Here is an 18,275-nt window from a genome sequence, read left to right as displayed (position 1 = left end):
CCAGATGCGCTTTGTCTTTTATACCCACTCGCTGGTTTCGGACTGGAACCACGGTAATGCGCACTTCCTGCGTGGACTGATGCGCGTGCTGACCTCGAAGGGATGTTCCTGTCTCGCGCTCGAACCTGAAGATTCCTGGAGCCGCACCAATCTCGAAAAGGCCCATGGGCGAGGTTATGCCGCACGGTTCGGCCAAGCCTTCCCTGCCCTTTCCAGCCAGCAATATGGCGCCGGCTTCGATCATCGCGCGGCGCTCGATGGCGCCGATGTGGTTATGGTTCACGAGTGGACCGATCCCAAGCTCATTGCCGAGATCGGGCGCATTCGCAAAGAGGGAGGCACCTTCACTCTCCTCTTTCACGATACCCATCACCGGGCGGTTTCGGCCGAACGCCAGATCGCCGATCTGATGCTGGAAAACTATGACGGCATACTCGCCTTCGGGGAAACGCTGCGCCAGCGCTATCTCGACGCCGGTTGGGGGCGGCAGGTCTTCACCTTCCACGAAGCTGCCGATGTCGACCTTTTTCACCCCCTGCCACTGATCGAACGCCAGCGCGATCTTGTGTGGATCGGCAATTGGGGCGACGGCGAACGTACGGCCGAGCTTGAGGAATTCCTGATTGCCCCGGTGCGCGAACTTGGGCTTACCGGGACCGTCCATGGCGTCCGCTATCCCGACCCGGCGATTGACCTTCTGGCCGAAGCCGGACTGGATTATCAAGGCTGGCTGCCCAATGCCGAAGTGCCGCGCGTCTTTGCCAACCACCGCTTCACGGTTCACGTCCCGCGCCGGCCCTACGTCCAGGCGCTGCCAGGCATTCCCACGATCCGCGTCTTTGAAGCGCTCGCCTGTGGCATTCCGCTGATCTCGGCCCCCTGGCGGGACGAGGAGAACCTGTTCCGCCCGGACGAGGACTTCCTTTTCGCGCGCAACGGCGAGGAGATGCAGGCCCATATGCGAGGCCTTCTTGCCGACCCTGAGCGCGGCCGCGCGCTGGCCCAGTGCGGGCTCGAAACCATTCGAAACAGGCACACCTGCGCCCACCGCGTCGACCAGCTTTTCGACATCGTCCGCCAGCTCGATGGCAACAGCGCAGCCACCAGGGGGGCAGCATGACAAGGATCGCATTTTATGGGTCGAGCCTTGTGTCGTCCTACTGGAATGGCGCGGCCACCTACTATCGCGGACTGATCAAGGCACTGTCGGCACTCGGCTACCGCACGACCTTTTACGAACCGGACGCCTATGACCGGCAGAGCCATCGCGACATAGAGCCACCAGAGTGGTGTGAAGTCGTCGTCTACCCCGCCACATCCGAAGGCGTGCAGCAGGTAACCGACGAGGCCGGCAAGGCCGATTTCGTCGTCAAGGCGTCCGGCGTCGGCTTTGCAGACGACATCATTTTCGAGCGCATCCTAGGGAAAGTGCGCGACGACGCGCTCGTCATCTTCTGGGACGTCGATGCACCGGCGACACTCGCACAATTGCGCTCCGAACCGGGCCATCCGCTGCACCGCCACCTACAATCATGCGATCTGGTTCTAACCTATGGCGGCGGCGATCCCGTGGTGCGCGCCTACCGCGAACTCGGCGTCGACCGATGCATTCCGATCTACAATGCCCTTGACCCCGACACCCATTTTCCCGTCGATCCCGACCCGCGTTTCGAGGCGCATCTGGGTTTCCTGGGCAACCGCCTGCCCGACCGCGAGGAGCGCGTCGAGGAGTTTTTCCTTAGAGCGGCCGCCGATTGCCCGGAGCTCTCCTTCCTTCTCGGCGGATCGGGCTGGGCGGATAAGCCGATGCCGGGAAATGTCCGCGCCCTGGGCCATGTGGGCACTGCCGACCACAACGCTTTCAACCGCACGCCCCGTGCCGTGCTCAACATCAGCCGCGAATCCATGGCCCGCAATGGCTTTTCACCCGCTACGCGCGTGTTCGAAGCGGCCGGCGCCGGAGCATGCCTCATCACCGATTATTGGGAGGGGATCGATATGTTCCTTACTCCCGGCAGCGAGGTCTTTGTTGCCCGCGACGGCAAGGACGTCGCCGAGATCGTCTCCAGCCTCGATGCGCAAACCGCCACAACCGTTGGTGAAGCCGCCCTCGCCCGCGTGCTGCGCGAGCACACCTATGACAGGCGGGCCAAACAAGTGGACGCGATCTTTTCCGCCATGCTGGCCGATCGGCCTCGGGAGGCGGCTCAATGACGCGCACCCTCTATGACATCGTCTTCATCGGGCTTTCGCTGTCTTCCTCGTGGGGTAATGGACACGCCACGACCTATCGCAGCCTGTTGCGCGGCCTCGCCGCCCTTGGCCAATCGGTTCTGTTCCTTGAGCGCGACGTGCCCTGGTATCGCGATAACCGCGATTTGCCCCATCCCGATTTCTGCGATCTCGTCTATTACGGCGCGGCAAGTGACCTTGCGACTACCTTCGTGGGACCCATCAAGGCCGCCGATCATGTGATCATTGGCTCTTATGTGCCCGACGGCGTCGAGGTTATCGATATCGTCAATCGGCTGCGTGGCGGCGAGACCTGGTTCTACGACATCGATACGCCCGTGACGCTCGCCAAGCTGGCGAGGAACGACCAGGAGTATCTCGCTCCGCGCCAGATTCCCGAACTTGAGGGCTATTTCTCCTTCGCCGGCGGCCCGGCACTGACGACGCTTGAAAACCGCTACGGCGCCAAGGCTGCCTTTCCGCTCTATTGTGCGGTCGATGCCGACCGCTACCGTCCCACCGGCGAACGTCTCGCCTGGGATATGGGCTATCTCGGCACCTATAGTACCGACCGTCAGCCGGCTCTGGAAAGGCTGCTGATCGAGCCCGCCCGCCGTCTGCCCCACATGCGTTTCGTGGTGGCCGGCCCGCAATATCCTACCGACATCGACTGGCCCGACAATGTCGAGCGGATAGATCATTTGCCGCCCGCCAACCATCCGTCTTTTTACTCGCGCCAGCGCTTCACCCTCAACGTCACGCGCCAGGACATGGTCGCCAACGGCCATTCGCCCAGCGTGCGCCTGTTCGAAGCTGCTGCCTGCGGGACACCGGTGATCAGCGATCGTTGGGACGGCCTGGACGATCTGTTCCCTAACGGCCGCGCGATCCTTCTGGCCGATGACAGCGACGACGTGGTGAGCCTGCTGCTCGACCGCGACGAAGATTGGCGCCTCTCGATCGCCGATGCCGCGCGTTCGCGCGTTCTGGCCGGCCATACGGGCAAGAAGCGGGCGCAAGAACTCCTTTTCGTCCTCGGCCACGAGCCTGCGGCATCGCAGGCGCGCTCGCGCCTTGGATCAATTCAGCAGTTTCTAGCGTGAGGATTTTGCCATGAATGCCATAACTCACCTCAACCCCCTCGGCACCGCGCTGGTTGCAGGTGGAGCCGGCTTTGTCGGCTCGCATTTGTGCGACCGCCTGCTCGACCGCGGCTACTCGGTCATATGCGTCGACAGTTTCCTCACCGGCTCGCGCGAAAACATTGCGCCCCTCACCAACCACCCGCGTTTCAGGCTGATCGAGCACGACATCTGCGCGCCGCTCGACATCGATGAGCGTCTCGATCTCGTCTTCAACCTCGCCTGCGCGGCCTCGCCGCCTCACTACCAGGCGGACCCTATCCACACCATGATGACGTCGGTGGTCGGCACGGGGCACCTTTTGACCCTGGCCGCCCGAGACGGCGCGCGCTTTCTCCAGGCCTCGACCAGCGAGGTCTATGGCGATCCCGAGCAGCACCCCCAGCGCGAGGATTATGTGGGCCACGTCAACTGCACCGGCCCGCGCGCCTGCTATGACGAAGGCAAGCGCGCCGCCGAGAGCCTGTGCTTCGACACCATGCGCGCCGGCGAGGTGGATGCCCGCGTCGCCCGCATCTTCAATACCTACGGCCCCCGGATGCGCCCCGATGACGGGCGTATCATCTCCAACCTCGTGGTGCAGGCACTTTCGGGCAAGCCGCTGACCATCTATGGCACCGGCGAGCAAACCCGGTCGTTCTGCTATGTTTCAGACCTCATCGAAGGCCTCCTGGCACTCATGCTCGCCGACAAAAATCCCGGTGGGCCGGTCAATCTCGGCAATCCCGGCGAATTCACCATCAATCAGCTTGCCGATCTGGTCATCAGGCAAACCGGCTCGAAATCGCGCAAGGTCCATATGCCGCTTCCCAAGGACGACCCCCAGCGGCGGCGGCCCGACATAACCCGCGCCAAGACCCTCCTGGGTTGGGAGCCTCGGGTACCTCTGGCCAAGGGTCTGGCCCAGACCATCGCACACTTTTCCCTCGGCGTTGCAGCCAGGCCGGAGAGGAAAGCTCCCCGACGCCGCAGGTCAGCGACCCGTGCCGAGGCAACTGCACGATGAACAAGGCCTTCGATGACATCCCCTCGGCGCGGCACGATCTGGCCCGGCGGATCGAGGAGCTGGCGCCCTGGTTCCACAACATCGAGATCGCCGGCATCCAGACGGCGCCCGGTCATATGCTGGGCGACCATCCGCGCGACAAATGGAACCAGTTCCAGCACATTTTGCCCCGCGATCTCGAAGGCCGCAGCGTCCTCGATATCGGCTGCAATGCAGGCTTCTTTTCCCTAGAGATGAAGCGGCGCGGTGCCGGAAGGATCGTCGCCATCGATTCCGATCCGCGCTACATCGCACAGGCCGAACTGGTGTTCGATGCCTTCAACCTCGACGCCGACCTGCGCCGGCTTTCCGTCTATGATCTGGCGTCGCTCGGCGAGCGCTTCGATCTCGTGTTGTTCATGGGCGTCTTCTATCACCTCCGCCACCCGCTATTGGCGCTCGACCTGATCCATGAGCATGTGGCCGACGATCTGATGCTGTTCCAGACGCTGCAGCGGGGGGACCCAACCCAACTCGCCATTCCCATGGACATGGCATTTTCGTTGACCGATCCCTTCGATAACCCTGCCTTTCCCAGATTCAACTTCATCGAAAATCGCTACGCCGAAGATCCCACAAACTGGTTCATCCCCAACCGGTCGGGGAGCGAAGCCGCACTGCGAAGCTCGGGCTTTGCCATCGAAGCTCATGCAGACCCCGACGTCTATCTTTGCCGCATGATCGAGCGCCCGCAGTGGGTCGAACCGCCACCCCCGATTGCGGTTTAAATTTCGCGGACGAAACGTTCCGGTGAGAATCGGCCACCATCAGCACCGGAACCCGACCCGGGTCGTACCGTTCCTCAAACCGAAGATTGGAGGACATGGCGCGCATGCCGGCACCGAACACAGCTATTCCTCAGCTCACGGGGTTTGATCAGACCGTCGCTCTCTTGCGGGAGGGTTATGGCTTTATTTCCTCGCGCTGCGATGCGCTCGGCACCGACATCTTTACCACCCGGCTGATGCTGAAGCCGGTGATCTGCGTGCGCGGCGCCGAGGCGGCCGAAATGTTTTATGACGGTGAGCGCTTCACGCGCCGCAAAGGGGCCATGCCGCCCACGGTCCTGCGTCTGCTCCAGGACAAGGGCAGTGTGCAGCAGCTCGATGGCGCGGCCCATCGCCACCGCAAGGCCGTATTCGTCGGCCTGCTGATGGATGAAGGGCGGGTTGAGGTATTCCTCGATCTCTTTCGTGCCCGTTGGCTCGAGGCCATCGAGCGTTGGTCTACCCGTCCCCAGATCGTTTTGTTCGACCAAGCCAATCTGGTGCTTTCCTGCGCCATCCGGAGTTGGGTGGGCATCCCGAATGGCATGCTGGATGACGAGGAATTGGCCCGGGATCTCACGTCGATGATCGAAAACGCCGGCAAGTTTGGTCCAAAAGTCGTTGTGGCCCTGCTGCGCCGGCGCGGGACGGAGCGGAAATTGGCGGGCATCATCGAAGATGTCCGCGCCGGACGGCTCGAGGTTTCCCACGACGCACCGCTCCGCCACCTGGCAGCGCACAGGGAACCAGACGGACAGCTACTATCGGTCGAAAGCGCCACGGTTGAACTACTCAACATCCTGCGCCCCACCGTAGCGATCGGGCGGTACATCATGTTCGCCGCTCTCGCGCTTAAGGAACATCCCGAGTGGCCGGTTACGCTGATGGGCGCCGATGACCAGCTCTACGACCGGTTCGCTGAAGAGGTCCGCCGTCTGTACCCCTTCTTCCCCTTCGTGGGCGGCATTGCCCGGCGGGCGTTTTCATGGGAGGGCCATGAATTCGCGGCCGGCGATTGGGTGCTCCTCGACCTGCACGGAACCAATCACGACCCAAGACTGTTCCCGCGCCCGCGGCAATTCGATCCTCACCGCGACATTTCCTGGCGATATCAGGATCATGCCTTCATCCCCCAGGGTGGCGGAGATGCAAGGATTACGCACCGATGCCCAGGCGAAGCTTTCACCGTAGCCGCCATTCGCGAGGCGACCCGCCTGCTGGTGGAAGAAATGGAATTCACGATTCCCCAGCAGGATCTTGAGATCGCCCCCAACCGCATTCCAGCCCGCCCGCCGAGTGGGCTTGTGCTGACCGATGTCAGGCGCAGGATCTAAGCCCGTTCAGGGCCCACCGGCCGCCGCGCCTACGACCACCATCACGAGGGAATCGATATCGATTTCCCCTTCGACCCTGACGCGGTCGCCATCGCGGCGGACACTCAACGTCTCAGGCTTCTCAGCCGCCTGCCGTTCAAGCTCGTCGATGACCGCCTTTCGGGCTTTGGTCTCGAGAGTCTCGCTCATATCGCCGGTACCCATTTCCAGAACACTCCTTCCTTCCGATCAGGATAGTGCTTGAACTCGCATTCGAACCGCCAGCCATAGGCCTTGGCTGCCTCGAGCGCCGCAGGCGCGGGCGGATTCATCCCGGTTCCCGGTGCAAACCAGTCCTCGAGAAGATCGTCGGGGACATAGGCGCCGATACGCAGCGGCAGATTTTCAAGGACCCTGTCCATCTCGGCAGGTGGCGACATCGAGCTCTCCTCCTTGGCTCACATCGAAATCTCAAAGCCCGAACGGGAACGTGTCCGGCACGTGTCCCCGCCGGGTGGCCGTAGCGAGCGGCGCTATCGCATGAGTCTGGTCGAACCACACCAGCGCGTCGAACTGCTTTGAGACCGACGCTTCGGCATAGTGGCTGTAGCGCTCGGTCTCGGGCCGGTAGATAACGCCGATGAACCGCTCCAACCGCGGTTCCTCGAGCACTCGGGCAACATTTTCATGCCGTCCAAAATCGAAAAGCGACCGTCTCTTGCCCGAGAGATGAAAGCAGCGTTCGACGCTCTCGTCCAGCGATGGGCGAACGGTTTTGATGTCCATCTCCCCGTCCCATTCGCTTGCCGCAGCGACTGTCCCCGCATGGGTCGAAAACCCGACAAGCACCGCTTCAGCCCCGAACCGCTCGCGGCAGAGCTGCCCGATATTGAGCTCTCCGCGCGCCTTGCCCATCTCCGTTTCCCGCGCATCCCCGATATGGGAGTTGTGTGCCCAGACCACGGCCTTGGCGGCCGGTCCTTTGGCCTCGAGCAAATGCTCGAGCGTCTCGAACATATGCCTGTCGCGCAGGTTCCAGCTTGCGGAACCGCCATAGTACATGGCGCGATAGTATTTTTCCGAGGACGCGACGAGCCGCGCGCTTTGAGCGGCGTCGAGATAGTCCTCGCCATCCTCTGGTGCGTAGCGGAGTTCGCTGTCGAGCATATCGCGTAGCTGCCGAACCACTGCCTCCTCGCAGCCGCGATACCCTTCCGAGAGCGCCATGCGACCATAAGCTGATGGCTCGTTCTGCCAGGGCGTGAGGCAGCCATAGCGCTCCCGCGCCACGGCCGCCGCGTCCGGATCAACACTGTCGAGATAGGCCAGAACCGCCGCCATGGAAGCGCTCAGATTGTAAAGATCGAGCCCATAAAAGCCTGCCTGGCTATCGGATTCGACACCCTCATTGTAAGCGCGCAGCCAACGCAGAAGGCCATCTACCTCCCGGTTGCGCCACATCCAGACAGGAAATCGCTGAAAAGGCGGTGGTGCATCCTCTCGGGCGGATCGATGACGCACATACCGGTTGATCGCCGTGGCGTCAGGCCAATCGGCCTCCACGGCAATGATCGTAAAGCCGTGTCTTTCCACCAGGCGCCGGGTGACGGCCGCCCGCGCGCGGTAAAATTCCGACGTGCCATGAGTGGCCTCCCCCAGAAGCACCACGCGCCGATCCGCGAACCGATCGAACGCGGTGCCGAAGGCAGGGTCATCGGGGTCAGGCAGGTCTTCGGCAATTAGGGCGATGCGGTCGGCGAGACTCGTGCGGATTGCCGGGGCCCACGCATCGTCTTTCCACCCCTGCTCACCCACCAGCGGCACGAAGAGTACCCCGCCCAGATCCTCCTCCTCGAACCTGCCGTCGGCAACCCGCGTCAGCCGAACCAATCGCTGATGCCCAAACGCACGTTCCACCGGAATGACCAAGCGGCCACCGATCGCCAATTGCTCCTTGAGGGCTTCTGGCACGACGGGCCCACCGGCGGCCACGATGATGGCGTCGAAGGGAGCGTTGTCGGGCCAGCCCAGGCTGCCATCGCCGATCCGCACATGCACATTGAGGTATCCGAGCGAAGTAAGGCGCTGACTGGCATGTTTGGCAAGAGCATCATGGCGCTCGATGGTAAAAACGGTTTCGGCCAGTTCCGCCATGACAGCCGCCGCGTAACCCGATCCGGTTCCGACCTCCAGAATCTTGTCTCCGGCCCCGATGCGGGCCGCTTCGACCATATGCGCAACGATATAGGGCTGGGAGATCGTCTGCCCCTCCCCGATCGAAAGAGCGGCGTCGGAATAGGCAAATTCCTCCATCCCCGGTTCGACGAATCGCTCTCGCGGCACCTTTCCCATTGCCGCCAGAACCCGGCTGTCCTTGATCCCGCGTCCGGCCAGATGGGCCTCGACCATCCTCTTTCGGGCGGCGTGGAAATCGGCCATTGCACTAGGCCGTCGGACGTCGACGCCAGATGAGAATAAGCGCCACCGCCGCGATCGTTAGAACGAGCAGTTCCGCTGCAAGGCCGAATCCGCGCCCTCCGCGTTTTTCGGCCATGACCGGCAACGGCTGGGCCTGCCGCGCAAGCTCGTGCTCGACGACATCCAGGCCACCTTCTGCCGGATCTCTCTCAAACTGAGGCTGTGCCATGATGGACCTCCATATCCTGTTAGAGCAATGGGCCGGATCGTTCGGCGTTCCCTTTCCTGGCGCCGATCATGCCCCTACGCTATCGTAGGTGAACTCCACGGCACCGGTTCGTAATACCAACGTCACAACAGGGCATTAGGCGATCGTTTCTCTTTCTCGACCGATTCTGAAAGGATGCCCGAATGCGCCTTCCCCATCTCTCCACGTCAGTGAGCGCGTTGGCTTTTACCCTCGGCATTTCGGGGGTCTTGGCAGGAACCGCTGCGGCGCAGGAAAGCGCCTTCGAGCTCCAGATTCTGCACACCAATGACCATCATTCCCATCTCGAGGGCAGTGACTACGATCTCACGATCAATGGCCAGCCGGTCCGCGCCCAACTCGGCGGCTTCGCGCGTATCGCCGCGCTGATCGAAGAGATGCGCACGCCCCAGACGCTCGTACTCAACAGCGGCGAATTGAACGGCACGCTCTATTTCAGCCTCTTCAAGGGCCGTGCTGATTTCGAGGTCTTCAATGCCCTGGGCCTGGATGCCTACCAGATCGGCAATCACGAGTTCGACGAGGGCGAGGAGCTGCTGCGCGAACTTGTCGACATGGCAACGTTCCCAATCCTGGGCGGCAATGTGCACCCGACCGAAGCGAGCCCGCTGCACGGCGCCGACCTCCTCCCCTACATCGTCAAGGAGGTCGAAGGCGAAAAGATCGGTATCGTCGGCGTTCTCAAGGTGGAAAAGACCGTGGAATCCTCGATGGTGACCGAGGCGGTTGAGTTCTCTCCCGAATACGAGACGGTGCGCGAGCACATCGCCGCCCTGGAAGCCGAAGGCGTCAACAAGATCATCGTCCTCAGCCATCTCGGCTACGATCTCGACCAGGAACTGGCTGCCGAAGTTGCCGGCATCGATGTGATCATCGGCGGCGACACCCACGAATTGCTCGACAGCACCGGCGAAATCGCCCAGCTGGGTCTCGAAGTCGACGGAGACTATCCCACCATCGTGGATTCCCCCGATGGCGCCCCCGTCTACATCGCCCAGGCTTGGGAAATGGCCCACGGCATGGGCGTCCTCGACGTCGCCTTTGACGCCGATGGCAATGTGCTGAGCGCCGAAGGCAACATCATCCTGCCGGTCGAGGGCCCTTTCCGCACTGAAGGGGAGGACGAGCAGTTTCATGAATTGGACGAGGCCGCCCAGGCACAGGTCCTCGACTTCATCGAGCAGAGCCGGACGCTTGCCGTCGTCGAACCTTCGGCTCAGGTGACCGAAATCCTTGCCCCCTACAGCGCCGAACTGGAAGAATTCCGCACACAGCAGATCGGCACCGTCACCGAAACGCTGGGCTTCGAGCGCATTCCCGAGGCATTCGAAACCGGAGAAACCCCGACCGGAAGCTATGCGGCCTATTACGTCGCCGACAGCTTCCTGCACTATCTGCCCCAGGCAGATATCGCCATCCAGAACTCGGGCGGCGTCCGCAGCCAGTTCCTGGCCGGACCTTTTACCGTGGCCGATGCCTACACCATGCTCCCCTTCTCCAACACCCTCGCCACCGTTGATCTCACCGGCGAACAGGTGGTCTCCGTGCTCGAAGATGCCGCCGACTATTCGCTGACATCAGGTTCGACCGGCGCCTTTCCCTACGCCTCCCATCTGCGGTTCGACGTGGACAAGGGGGCGCCCAAGGGTGAGCGAATTCTCAACGTAGAGGTCAAGGACCGCACCTCTGGAGAATGGAGTGAAATCGACCTCGCGGCCACCTACAGGGTCGCGACGAACTCCTTCACCGCTCTGGGCCGCGACGGTTACGACACCTTCGCCGAGGCGATCGCCGCCGATCCCTCGGCCCATGAGGACAGCCATGTGGCTTATGCCGTGCCGCTGATCGAATATTTCCAGAACGCGCTGGCCGATGGCGAGCTTCCGGTGATCGATCCTGCCCAATACAGCCTCAAATCGGTTCGCGATTAATCGCAGAAGGGGCGGCTGCGGCCGCCCCTTCTTTCCTGAAATGCCTTAGCGCTCGACTGTGTCGTAAAATGCTGCAAGCATTCGCGGCCGGTCGCTTTGTCGGCCGGGTTTCGTTTTCAGGAGTAGATTTTTGCCGTCCCTACCCACCCCCACGCTCACCTTTTTCTGCACGCTCGAAGTCGATCTCTCTAAGCCCCTGGACGTCGGGCCAGCCATCAGCGGCACCCGCCGCGTCATTCCCATCAAGGGCGGACGCGTCCATGGTCCGGATATCTCCGGGCGCATTCTCGACATGGGGGCCGACTGGCAAACCGTTCTCGAGGGCGGGGTCGCCGAACTCGACGCGCGCTATGCCTTCGAAACCGACGACGGCGCGGTGATCGAAATCCGCAATTTCGGAGTGCGCCATGGCCCTTCTGACGTGATTGCCAAACTCGCCGCCGGCGAGCCGTGTCCGCCGCAATCCTATTACATGCGCTCGGGCGCTCGACTCGAAACCGGCCATCCCGCCTACGCCTGGATCAACAAGACCATGTTTGTGGGCACCGGCGCGCGGCTGGCCAGCGCCGTCCACATCGATCTCTATATCGTGCAATAGCACTCGACCTTGGGCCGATTGGACACGAGCGGCCCGATTGTATACTACCGGGCCAAAACAACAGGGCTAAGGAAAACAGGGTGAGCGAACCACGCGTAATCATCGCCGGCGGCGGCATTGGCGGTTTGGCAATGGCGCTGACGCTGCACCAGATCGGCGTGCCTTTCACCGTCTTCGAGACGGTTCGCGAATTGGCAGCGCTCGGCGTCGGCATCAACCTGCAGCCCAATGCGGTCCGCGAACTTTACGACCTGGGCATCGGCCCTGCCGATCTCGACACCATCGGCGTTCCCTCCAAGGAATGGGCGCTGGTCGGGCTCAACGGCAACGATATCTATTCCGAGCCACGCGGGCTGCTCGCCGGTTACAAATGGCCGCAATATTCGGCCCACCGCGGCAGGCTGCATATGCTGCTATACCGCAAGCTGATCGAACGGGCCGGGCCCGATTGCGTCAAGCTCGGGCACAAGGTCACTGGTTACGACATCGCTCCTGATGGCACGGTATCGGCCCGCATCCGGCTTACAGATGGAACAGCGATCAACGAATCCGGCACGTTGCTGATTGCGGCGGACGGTATCCATTCGGAAATTCGCGCCCAGATGCATCCCGATCAGCCTCCCATCAACTGGGGAGGCGCCATCATGTGGCGCGGCACCACCAAGGCGCGCCCGATCCGCACGGGATCGTCCTTTGTGGGCTTTGGCACGCACCGGCACCGGCTGGTCTTTTATCCAATTTCTCCCGTCGATCCCGATACCGGGCTGGCGACCGTCAACTGGATTGCCGAACGCACACTCGACAGTGCCGATGGATGGAAGAACAGCGGCTGGTTCCGGCCTGTCGAAATCGATGAGTTCATCGGCCATTTCGCCGATTGGCACTATCAATGGCTGGACGTACCCGACCTTCTCAGCCGGGCCGAAATTGCCTATGAAAACCCCATGATCGACCGCGATCCCGTCGATACCTGGCAAGACGGACCGGTTGTGCTGATGGGCGATGCTGCACACGCGATGTATCCGACCGGCTCGAACGGAGCCAGCCAGGCCATTGTCGATGCGCGCGTGCTGGGGGCAGCTATCCTCGACAAGGGCGTAAACCCTTCCGCGCTCGCCGCCTATAACGAGAAGCTCTGCGGCCCGATTTCCGAAGTGATCCTGCGCAACCGTAGCGCCGGTCCCTTTGGCCTCCTCAATATCGTTGATGAGCGCTGTGGCGGCGTTTTCGACAATATCGATGATGTGATCCCAGCCGAGGAGCGCAGCGCGTTCATGGCCAAGTACAAGTCGGCCGCCGGCTTTGCCGTCGAACAGCTCAACACCGCCGGTCCGACCATTCCTGCCGGCCGCTCCCTCGCCGAGCCCGTTCCCGCCTGATTGCCCCGGCAGCGACCTGGCGCTTGTGAAGATTTACCACTTGGAAACCATAAGGCGATTGCGGGCCTACGCGCGGGCCGCAAATCGACCTAGGCAGGGGATGGGTCTCCCAAGCACCATCGATGCCGAGCACCATGGATTCCAACACCCGCCACGCCTTCGCCCTCATGAACGAAGAAACCGAGCGCCCGGAGAGCCAGGAGAAAAAGCCGGCCCAGCCCGACCGCGTTCAATTCAGCCTTGCGAAAAACGGCATCAGCGTGAGCGCCGCCGTCTCGGTCCAGTATTTCGAAACGAAGGTGCTGCCGATCATGACCAAGTTATTGGCCGAGATCGCGGGCGAAGCCGACGCCACGCCCGCCGAACAGCCCGAGGCACCGCAGGAGACGCGGCCCGAGCGCTTCCGAAACAAGGAAAGGCCCTCTATCCGGCAGATCATCGAAATGCTGGAGGCAAAATCGGGGCCCGAAGTGGTAAAAGCCGCAGCCATAAGCCTGACCCTTTTTCAACAGACTCCGATCTTCACCCGCGAGCGATTGCTGAGTGAGGCCGAAACGGCGATCGGCCATTGGCGCAAGGTCCACGCCAAGACCGCCGACGTCATACTCGACTACCTGCTGGCCAGTGGTTTTCTTGTCGAGCGCGGCAATGGCGAACTGTGCATGAACCCCGAAGAAGAAAAGGCCGCCATTCTTGGCCTGCGGAAGCGGGACTAAGCACTGATCGCTTCCTACTGACCGGCCGATGGCGGCTCCAGGAGATGGCGCTCGACCGCGCGGAGGTGCTGATACATCGCCTGCCCCGCCCCTTCTAGGTCGCGCTGCTCGATGGCCGTAATGATGCGGTCATGCTCGGCGAAGGAATGGTGATCGGCTGGCGGACGGTCCGCGTTGGAGCGGAGCATTCCCCACACCACCGCACGTCGGACGGCGTTGAGCGCGTCGAACAAGGCCAGCAACAGCCGGTTGTCCGTCGCTTCGGCGATGCATCGGTGCAACTCGTTGTCCGCCGCTTCATATTGGCGCCATGTGCCCGCCCGGCGTGTGCGTTGGACGCAGCGATGCATGGCTTCGACATGGCGTGATGTGGCATTGAGCGCCGCTTCCCGGGCAATGATCGGCTCGATCAGGAGCCGGGTACGCATAACCTCGGCGGGATTGGTTTCCCGGTCGATTTCAGCCAGGCTGAGCACTTCTATCGCCCGACTGCCGGTAAAGGTGCCCTTGCCCACATGCCGCCAGAGCTGGCCCTCTGCCTCCAACGTCGCCAGCGCCTTTCTTAGATCCGCCCGCGAAACTCCGAGCTGTTCGGAAAGCTCGCGTTCGGCCGGAAGACGCGTATTGGGCGGAAAGTTGTGGCGGGTCAGCCAGGCCCGCAACTGCACCAGGGTCGCCCCGTTGCCCTCGCCGCTCGTATCGTGATCGTCTGCAATATCCATCACCTAAACCAATTTCGATTGGTTATCCGCAACTTAGCCGGATTTTGGCTCATGTCAATCCAATCGACGTGACCATTTCGGATTATACCAAACACGGAAAAGTAAAAATGGGCCAAATAAACACGTCATTATCGTTATATTTCAATAATTTACACAGAACCCTTCTCTAGGCTCCGCTCTCACCAAAGGGCAGTTGACCTTCAACCAATTTGATGAAATCATCAAACCATTCTGGATTTGGTTGCGCGCGAGGAGGGCCACCCTCTCCGGAAAGTCATTTCGTAAGGGAGGAGGAACTTATGAAGACAACCCGCAACATCTTGGCGAGCGCCATGGTCTCGGCGACCATGATGGTTGGCATCTCGTTCAGCGCGCTGCCTGCCTGGGCCCAGGAAGCGCCGATGCGTGTCGCCATGGGCGATATCGCAAGCGTCGAAAGCCTGGGGCTCCTGGTCGCCATGGAGCGCACCAAGGAACGTGGCGTGCCCATGGAGCTCACATTCTTCAATTCCGAGGATGTGGCGACCCAGGCCGTGGTCGGCGGACAGGCCGATATCGGAGTTGGCGCGCCCTATGCCTTTATTCAGAATTCCAACGCCCCGATCCGCATGTTCTACAGGATGACCACGCTTCTGTTCTTCCCGGTGGTCAATTCCGAAGTCTATTCGGGCTGGGAAGACCTTGACGGCCAGGAGGTCACCGTTCACTCACGCGGGTCGGGCACCGAAGCGCTGATGCGGCTCATGGAAAGCCAGCACGGCATCCAGTTCTCAAACCTCAGCTACGTTCCGGGCGCCGAAGTGCGGGCAGGTGCGCTATTGCAGGGTACGATCAACGCCACGATCGTCGATGCCGCCTCCATGCGGCTGCTTGAGGAAGAAGCACCGGGCAAATTCGTGCAATTGCCCGTCGAAGGCGTCAATGCCACCGACGAAGCGCTCTATGCCAACACCAATTTCCTGGAAAGCCGCAGCGAGGACGTCGCCGTTTTCGTCGAGGAACTGCTCGGCACTTGGGAAGACATCAACGAAAATCCCCAACTCGTTGCCGAATGGCGCGAGCAATACGACCTTCTGCCTGATCTTCCGGCGGAAGCAGCCGGTGATGTCGCAGCCTTCTACACCGAGGCTGTCGAGAGCGGCGTACTCCCGCTTGGCGGGGGCACGCCCGAGGATGTGACCGACGACCTCGAATTTCTCGCTGCCGCCGGTCAGGTCACCGCACCCGAGGGCGAAACCGATGTTTCGATGTTCTGGGATTTCGCCCCCCTGGACGCCGCGCGACAGTAAGCATGAGGGGCCGGTCTGGATCGCCTGGCCTGCCCCTCTCTTTTTCTCGAGCTTCTGGTGACTTCATGTCTAGCCTGCACACGGCCGATGCCGCCCTGCTGCGTGACCGATCTGACGCCCCCGGCTTTCTGGCCCGCCTCGTGGAAGTGCCTCTGATCTGGAAACTGCTTTCGATCGCCCTGTTCGCCCTCGCCTGGGAACTGGCGGGCCGCTCGGGGTTCAATTTCTCGTTCCCGACCTTCTCGGCCACCGTGGCAGCCTTTTGGTCCATGCTGGCCGATGGCTCCATGGGCATGGCCTATCTGCGCACGGTCGAGCCGCTGCTGATCGGCCTCGCCTTTTCTCTTCTCGTCGGTGTCACCATGGGCGTGGCCATGGGTTTGCGCGAAGATGTCGAATGGCTGGCCTTGCCGATCTTCATCGTCATGCAGGCCGCCCCTATGGCGGCGCTCATCCCCCTAGTGACCTTCATCTACGGTATCAGTCTTGCCGCCAAGGTCGTGGCCGTCGTGATGCTCGCCATGCCTGTCATCACCATCAATTCCTATAAGGCCGTCCGCAACGTGCCCGGCTCGCTTGTTTCCATGTGCCATTCCTTCATGGGCAACCGGCGCCAGCAGATCTGGTATGTGGTCATTCCCGCCGCCAGCCCCATGATGTTCGCCGGCATCCGGCTCGGCGTCGCGGAAGGCTTTTCGGGCGTGGTGCTTGCCGAACTGCTGATCACCCCAACCGGCATCGGCGACCTCATCACCTTCCACCGCTCGGTGGCCAATTTCGCCCACATGTACGCAACCATCGCCTCGATCGTCCTGTTCGCGGTTCTCGCCGTGGGCGTGCTGCAATGGATCGAAACCCTGCTGTTCCGCCCGGAAAAACGGAGTGTGAAATGAAACTCGCAAGTGCCGAAACAATCGAGAACGGGGCCGAGCCCGTGGGATCGAACAAGATCATCGAGGTGCGTAACGTCTCCAAGGTCTATGGCACCGAGGTGGTGGCGCTCAAGGATATCAACCTCGACTTTGAGGCTGGGCAGTTGACCAGCCTTCTGGGGCCATCGGGCTGCGGCAAAACCACCCTGCTCAAGATCATCGCCGGGCTGCTGCCGGCCACCCATGGCGAAATCCTCGTCAATGGCAAGCCCGTGACCGCACCTGGCCCCGAGCGCGCATTCGTGTTTCAGGACTTTGCGCTCCTGCCTTGGGCGAGCGTGCTCGAAAACGCCGCCTTCGGCCTCAAGATGCAGGGCAAGGCCAAACGCGAGCGCGAGGAGATCGCCAACCACTATGTCAAGCAAGTGGGGCTCGACGGCTTCCAGAAAAGCTATCCGCACCAGCTCTCGGGCGGTATGCGCCAGCGCGTCGGCCTCGCCCGCGCTCTCTCGGTGAATGCCGACGTCCTTTTGATGGACGAGCCTTTTTCGGCCGTGGACGAACAAACCCGCCGCAAATTCCAGGAGGATCTGATCCGTCTGCGCGAAGTGGAAAAGAAGACCTTCATTTTCGTCACCCACTCGATCGAAGAAGCCGTCTACGTCTCCGACCGCATCGTCCTGCTCTCCCCGCGCCCCGGCCGGGTGTCCGAGATCATCGATCCCGACATTCCCGGCGATATCGGTCCCGATGCTCTGCGCCGCAACGAGGTTTACCTCGAGACGGTGGAGAACATCTGGCACGGCATCAAGAAATACGTGGACTGAGCCATGACCCTATTTGGACACAGAGTACCCAGGATGGCCTCGCTGATCATCTGGCTGATCATCTGGGAGATCGTGGGCCAGCTCGAACTGCTGATGCTGTTCCCGCCCTTTTCCTCGGTGCTCGTCGCCATGGCCGAGGTCGTCACCGCCAGAAGCTTTGCCGAGGCCGTCTGGATCACCCTTTCATCCTACGCCCTGGGCATGGCGCTGTCCCTGGTCGTTGGGATTTCCATCGGCATTCTGATGGGGCTCTTCAAGCCCATCGACAACATGCTCAACATGTGGGTCAACATCTTCCTCTCGGCCCCTCTGTCGGCGCTGGTCCCCATCTTCATGATCCTGTTCGGCCTGGGCACGCCCACGGTGGTGGTCACGGTCTTCATGTTCGCCGTCTGGATCATTGTCCTTGATACCCGCGCCGGGGTTCAGAACATCTCGCCATCGTTGATCGAGATGTCCCGCTCGTTCGGGGCCAATCGCTGGGAGCGCGCCAGGATCGTGCTGCTCGCCGCCCTGCCGGAAATCCTAGCCGGCATCCGGCTCGGCATGGTTCGCGGCGTCAAGGGCGTGGTCATCGGCCAGTTGCTGGTGTCGATCATCGGCGTTGGCGCGCTGTTCTCGCTCTATCAGCAGAACTTCCTGATGAGCCATTTCTGGGCGCTCGTCGTCCTTCTGTTCACCTTTGCCTTAACCATGGCGGACCTTATCGGCCGGCTGGAAAAACGCATCGAATACTACGCACACGTTAGGAGCTAA

The 18,275-nt window shown here is 61.7% G+C and carries 19 protein-coding genes; 14 read left to right on the top strand and 5 right to left on the bottom strand.

All coding sequences use genetic code 11. The features are described from left to right. Positions 1-4 precede the first annotated feature (4 nt). The 6 genes from NO934_RS12295 (at position 5) to NO934_RS12270 (ending at position 6,520) form a co-directional block, all read left to right on the top strand. Positions 5-1,120, top strand: coding sequence for a glycosyltransferase (locus NO934_RS12295; RefSeq protein ID WP_309160257.1), 1,116 nt, complete (start codon positions 5-7; stop codon positions 1,118-1,120). Next, positions 1,117-2,214, top strand: a complete 1,098-nt coding sequence (locus NO934_RS12290) for a glycosyltransferase (protein ID WP_309160256.1) — start codon at positions 1,117-1,119, stop codon at positions 2,212-2,214. Before NO934_RS12295 ends, NO934_RS12290 begins: the two co-directional genes overlap by 4 nt. After that, entirely contained in the window at positions 2,211-3,335 is a 1,125-nt protein-coding gene (locus tag NO934_RS12285) for a glycosyltransferase (protein WP_309160255.1), read from the top strand. The genes NO934_RS12290 and NO934_RS12285 overlap by 4 nt, the downstream gene beginning before the upstream one ends. A gap of 10 nt (positions 3,336-3,345) precedes the next feature. Then, the gene (locus NO934_RS12280; protein ID WP_309160254.1) at positions 3,346-4,380 is read left to right on the top strand and encodes an SDR family oxidoreductase; all 1,035 of its coding nucleotides are present in this window, start codon (positions 3,346-3,348) and stop codon (positions 4,378-4,380) included. Further along, positions 4,377-5,147, top strand: coding sequence for a TIGR04290 family methyltransferase (locus tag NO934_RS12275; RefSeq protein WP_309160253.1), 771 nt, complete (start codon positions 4,377-4,379; stop codon positions 5,145-5,147). Before NO934_RS12280 ends, NO934_RS12275 begins: the two co-directional genes overlap by 4 nt. Positions 5,148-5,251: 104 nt before the next feature. After that, on the top strand, positions 5,252-6,520 hold the full coding sequence (locus tag NO934_RS12270; RefSeq protein ID WP_309160252.1) for a cytochrome P450: 1,269 nt from the start codon (positions 5,252-5,254) through the stop codon (positions 6,518-6,520). A gap of 6 nt (positions 6,521-6,526) precedes the next feature. Here the strand turns inward: NO934_RS12270 and NO934_RS12265 are convergent, their stop codons facing one another. Genes NO934_RS12265 through NO934_RS12250 form a run of 4 tightly spaced genes read right to left on the bottom strand, consistent with a single transcriptional unit; the run spans position 6,527 to position 9,146 of the window. Further along, a complete protein-coding gene (locus NO934_RS12265; RefSeq protein WP_309160251.1) occupies positions 6,527-6,724 on the bottom strand; it encodes a hypothetical protein in 198 nt (65 codons plus the stop codon). Further along, positions 6,706-6,939: a hypothetical protein gene (locus tag NO934_RS12260; protein WP_309160250.1), complete on the bottom strand. Its 234-nt coding sequence runs from the start codon at positions 6,937-6,939 to the stop codon at positions 6,706-6,708. The genes NO934_RS12265 and NO934_RS12260 overlap by 19 nt, the downstream gene beginning before the upstream one ends. Before the next feature lie 31 nt (positions 6,940-6,970). Continuing rightward, positions 6,971-8,938 carry a protein-L-isoaspartate(D-aspartate) O-methyltransferase gene (locus tag NO934_RS12255; protein WP_309160249.1) on the bottom strand — a complete coding sequence of 656 codons (1,968 nt, stop codon included), beginning with the start codon at positions 8,936-8,938 and terminating at the stop codon, positions 6,971-6,973. Between the two features lie 4 nt (positions 8,939-8,942). Then, on the bottom strand, positions 8,943-9,146 hold the full coding sequence (locus NO934_RS12250) for a hypothetical protein (RefSeq protein ID WP_309160248.1): 204 nt from the start codon (positions 9,144-9,146) through the stop codon (positions 8,943-8,945). Between the two features lie 182 nt (positions 9,147-9,328). Between NO934_RS12250 and NO934_RS12245 the strand changes: the two genes are divergently transcribed. The 4 genes from NO934_RS12245 to NO934_RS12230 all read left to right on the top strand — a co-directional run bounded on the left by NO934_RS12245 (position 9,329) and on the right by NO934_RS12230 (position 13,809). Next, on the top strand, positions 9,329-11,116 hold the full coding sequence (locus tag NO934_RS12245; protein ID WP_309160247.1) for a 5'-nucleotidase C-terminal domain-containing protein: 1,788 nt from the start codon (positions 9,329-9,331) through the stop codon (positions 11,114-11,116). Positions 11,117-11,246: 130 nt separating this feature from the next. After that, positions 11,247-11,714: a DUF3237 domain-containing protein gene (locus NO934_RS12240; protein ID WP_309160246.1), complete on the top strand. Its 468-nt coding sequence runs from the start codon at positions 11,247-11,249 to the stop codon at positions 11,712-11,714. An 80-nt stretch (positions 11,715-11,794) separates the two neighbouring features. Further along, on the top strand, positions 11,795-13,093 hold the full coding sequence (locus NO934_RS12235; protein WP_309160245.1) for a flavin-dependent oxidoreductase: 1,299 nt from the start codon (positions 11,795-11,797) through the stop codon (positions 13,091-13,093). A gap of 134 nt (positions 13,094-13,227) precedes the next feature. Beyond that, the gene (locus NO934_RS12230) at positions 13,228-13,809 is read left to right on the top strand and encodes a hypothetical protein (RefSeq protein ID WP_309160244.1); all 582 of its coding nucleotides are present in this window, start codon (positions 13,228-13,230) and stop codon (positions 13,807-13,809) included. A 14-nt stretch (positions 13,810-13,823) separates the two neighbouring features. Here the strand turns inward: NO934_RS12230 and NO934_RS12225 are convergent, their stop codons facing one another. Next, a complete protein-coding gene (locus NO934_RS12225; RefSeq protein ID WP_309163721.1) occupies positions 13,824-14,531 on the bottom strand; it encodes an FCD domain-containing protein in 708 nt (235 codons plus the stop codon). A 299-nt stretch (positions 14,532-14,830) separates the two neighbouring features. Here NO934_RS12225 and NO934_RS12220 point away from each other — a divergent pair, with 299 nt between their 5' ends. The 4 genes from NO934_RS12220 (at position 14,831) to NO934_RS12205 (ending at position 18,275) form a co-directional block, all read left to right on the top strand. After that, complete coding sequence (locus NO934_RS12220; RefSeq protein ID WP_309160243.1) at positions 14,831-15,820, top strand: ABC transporter substrate-binding protein; 990 nt, start codon at positions 14,831-14,833, stop codon at positions 15,818-15,820. 65 nt (positions 15,821-15,885) lie between these two features. Then, a complete protein-coding gene (locus NO934_RS12215) occupies positions 15,886-16,713 on the top strand; it encodes an ABC transporter permease subunit (protein ID WP_309160242.1) in 828 nt (275 codons plus the stop codon). Beyond that, positions 16,710-17,519 carry an ABC transporter ATP-binding protein gene (locus NO934_RS12210; RefSeq protein ID WP_309160241.1) on the top strand — a complete coding sequence of 270 codons (810 nt, stop codon included), beginning with the start codon at positions 16,710-16,712 and terminating at the stop codon, positions 17,517-17,519. The genes NO934_RS12215 and NO934_RS12210 overlap by 4 nt, the downstream gene beginning before the upstream one ends. 3 nt (positions 17,520-17,522) lie before the next feature. After that, on the top strand, positions 17,523-18,275 hold the full coding sequence (locus NO934_RS12205) for an ABC transporter permease subunit (RefSeq protein ID WP_309160240.1): 753 nt from the start codon (positions 17,523-17,525) through the stop codon (positions 18,273-18,275).

It is taken from the genome of Pelagibacterium sp. H642 (genome assembly GCF_031202855.1).
In the GTDB taxonomy this organism is placed as follows: domain Bacteria; phylum Pseudomonadota; class Alphaproteobacteria; order Rhizobiales; family Devosiaceae; genus Pelagibacterium.
This window is presented reverse-complemented; position numbering and strand designations above follow the sequence as displayed.

Excerpts from the sequence above, each read along its gene's own strand:
- NO934_RS12295 (WP_309160257.1), top strand. The coding sequence starts at position 5 with ATGCGCTTTGTCTTTTATACCCACTCGCTGGTTTCGGACTGGAACCAC.
- NO934_RS12290 (WP_309160256.1), top strand. The coding sequence starts at position 1,117 with ATGACAAGGATCGCATTTTATGGGTCGAGCCTTGTGTCGTCCTACTGG.
- NO934_RS12285 (WP_309160255.1), top strand. The coding sequence starts at position 2,211 with ATGACGCGCACCCTCTATGACATCGTCTTCATCGGGCTTTCGCTGTCT.
- NO934_RS12280 (WP_309160254.1), top strand. The coding sequence starts at position 3,346 with ATGAATGCCATAACTCACCTCAACCCCCTCGGCACCGCGCTGGTTGCA.
- NO934_RS12275 (WP_309160253.1), top strand. The coding sequence starts at position 4,377 with ATGAACAAGGCCTTCGATGACATCCCCTCGGCGCGGCACGATCTGGCC.
- NO934_RS12270 (WP_309160252.1), top strand. The coding sequence starts at position 5,252 with ATGCCGGCACCGAACACAGCTATTCCTCAGCTCACGGGGTTTGATCAG.
- NO934_RS12265 (WP_309160251.1), bottom strand. The coding sequence starts at position 6,724 with ATGGGTACCGGCGATATGAGCGAGACTCTCGAGACCAAAGCCCGAAAG.
- NO934_RS12260 (WP_309160250.1), bottom strand. The coding sequence starts at position 6,939 with ATGTCGCCACCTGCCGAGATGGACAGGGTCCTTGAAAATCTGCCGCTG.
- NO934_RS12255 (WP_309160249.1), bottom strand. The coding sequence starts at position 8,938 with ATGGCCGATTTCCACGCCGCCCGAAAGAGGATGGTCGAGGCCCATCTG.
- NO934_RS12250 (WP_309160248.1), bottom strand. The coding sequence starts at position 9,146 with ATGGCACAGCCTCAGTTTGAGAGAGATCCGGCAGAAGGTGGCCTGGAT.
- NO934_RS12245 (WP_309160247.1), top strand. The coding sequence starts at position 9,329 with ATGCGCCTTCCCCATCTCTCCACGTCAGTGAGCGCGTTGGCTTTTACC.
- NO934_RS12230 (WP_309160244.1), top strand. The coding sequence starts at position 13,228 with ATGGATTCCAACACCCGCCACGCCTTCGCCCTCATGAACGAAGAAACC.
- NO934_RS12225 (WP_309163721.1), bottom strand. The coding sequence starts at position 14,531 with ATGGATATTGCAGACGATCACGATACGAGCGGCGAGGGCAACGGGGCG.
- NO934_RS12220 (WP_309160243.1), top strand. The coding sequence starts at position 14,831 with ATGAAGACAACCCGCAACATCTTGGCGAGCGCCATGGTCTCGGCGACC.
- NO934_RS12215 (WP_309160242.1), top strand. The coding sequence starts at position 15,886 with ATGTCTAGCCTGCACACGGCCGATGCCGCCCTGCTGCGTGACCGATCT.
- NO934_RS12210 (WP_309160241.1), top strand. The coding sequence starts at position 16,710 with ATGAAACTCGCAAGTGCCGAAACAATCGAGAACGGGGCCGAGCCCGTG.
- NO934_RS12205 (WP_309160240.1), top strand. The coding sequence starts at position 17,523 with ATGACCCTATTTGGACACAGAGTACCCAGGATGGCCTCGCTGATCATC.